2 protein-coding genes and 1 pseudogene are annotated in these 1,845 nt (G+C 41.5%); 2 read left to right on the top strand and 1 reads right to left on the bottom strand.

Features of this window, described 5'->3' with window-relative positions:
• Together RMO35_RS03175 and RMO35_RS03170 are read left to right on the top strand one after the other, a co-directional pair.
• Positions 1–543: tetratricopeptide repeat protein (locus RMO35_RS03175; protein WP_309738500.1), on the top strand; the 543-nt coding region annotated here is incomplete at its 5' end.
• Between the two features lie 198 nt (positions 544–741).
• Positions 742–1,248, top strand: a complete 507-nt coding sequence (locus RMO35_RS03170; RefSeq protein ID WP_309738498.1) for a hypothetical protein — start codon at positions 742–744, stop codon at positions 1,246–1,248.
• 113 nt (positions 1,249–1,361) lie between these two features.
• On the opposite strand, the pseudogene RMO35_RS03165 reads toward RMO35_RS03170, so the two are convergent.
• Positions 1,362–1,845: pseudogene (locus RMO35_RS03165) on the bottom strand (ATP-sensitive inward rectifier potassium channel 10); the annotation flags it as partial.

The following is a 1,845-nucleotide window of genomic DNA, read 5'->3' as shown; positions in this document are numbered from 1 at the left end:
GCTAAATATAAAATGGTCGATCGCGCTGGCGCATTGGCTGATTACGATCTCGCCATCAAAGCTAATCCTAATTACGATCTTGCCTATAACAATCGCGCTTGGACGAAATTAGAAATGGGCGATAATCAGGGTGCAATTGCCGATTACGATCGATTGATTCAGTTAAACCCCACTTACTCTAGCTATTACAATCGTGCTAATATTCGCCGCAAATCTGGCGATAATGCTGGGGCAGTGGCTGACTATACAAAAAGCATTCAACTCCAACCTAGCAATACTCTAGCTTACAATAATCGTGGTATCGCTCACAATAACCTCAAAGATTTTCAAGCAGCAATTCGCGATTTTACTAAAGCAATCGAGCTAAATCCCAATGCTGCTGATGCTTATTATAATCGTGCCACCGCTCGTCAGGGACTCCAAGATCGCGCAGGTACCATCAGCGACTTCAAAACTGCCGCTCAGATATATCAACAACTTGGCGAACGGAAAAAATCAACAGATGCACTCGCTCTAGCTTTCCAACTTCAAAACCAAAAATAATTAAATTAATTGAGAATTGAGAATTGAGAATTGAGAATTTGGTTGTTAGAATAGGGATTTAAAAATGCTCCTAACAACCATCCACTTAGAAGGTGGGGGATTTGAACCACTGCGTCTAATTAATTAATGAACTATACTAGCTAAGTTTTTCAGAAAATTGTAAACTGGTACTAACATCTTCGGTAGTCTCAACTTATCGTGATCGATCGCCAAAAACTTAAATCCCCACTGACTTCTCTAGCACTGTTATTTATTACCTATGCCACCTTTGGCTGGTTGTTACATGCTTGGACTAACGATCGTCAAGTGTGGTTGCTAGTTGGCTTGGGAACGATCGTTCTCGCTGGCATTGCTACTTTCCCCAGTCGGAGTGTCTCGATTGGGTTTGGCGGCTTTTTCAAGACTGATACGCGCGCCCTAATTCTGATCGTACTAGGTAGCCTGATGTCAGTTGTTTTACTCACATGGCTCCAATTTTTTGTAGATGCTGTGATTTTGTTTGCGGCTGGATTTTTAGTTAGCTTAGATTTGAAAACTCGCGGCTGGAGCGATCGTATCAGTTTAGTGGTGATTATTGGCTGGCAACTATTGGGAATGAGTGCCGGATTAGGATTAAATTATTTGTACCAACATCCGATAATGAACTTACCAGTATTTCTCTATACCGATTATTGGTTTAAAATACTCGATCGAATTTTTAAGTAGTGGCTATTAAACTCTAGGGTAGATCGAACGTCATCTTTTAGTTAGTGGATAGGAACCAAATGAATAGTGAACGACGAGTTAATTTAGGCTCGTCGAGCGGCTCGATGCGATCGCTATTTTTGCTCGACAATGGTTGAACTCGGGCGAACTTGATGGAAGAGGCTATAATCAAAGTAGCGATCGCCATTATCTGACTTATGAATGATGTTTTCAAAACTCCGATCGAATAAAATTTCTTGAGTAGCATAAACATGGCGGGCGGTAATCGTATAGGCGACTGTTTCATCGACACCACTAATTAACACGCTGATATTGGCATCGAGTCTCTGTAAATCTTGTGCATCCAAACCATAGAGCGGACTATCAGCATCGATCGGGTGCATCAGCGTCCATGTCAATACAAGGCTCGGAGTCCGCTGACGGAGCAACTTGAGTTCGTGAATCCGGCGCATGAATTCACCTTCATCAGTTACTTCATCGATAATTAAATAGATTTGAGCGTGAGCTTCTAAAATAAAATTGTGCCGCTCGTTAGCAACTCGAAACATCAGGGTTGGTTGACTATTATGAGTCGTAATAATGATAAAATTACTAAAC

It is taken from the genome of Chamaesiphon sp. OTE_20_metabat_361, from assembly GCF_031364565.1.
This window is presented reverse-complemented; position numbering and strand designations above follow the sequence as displayed.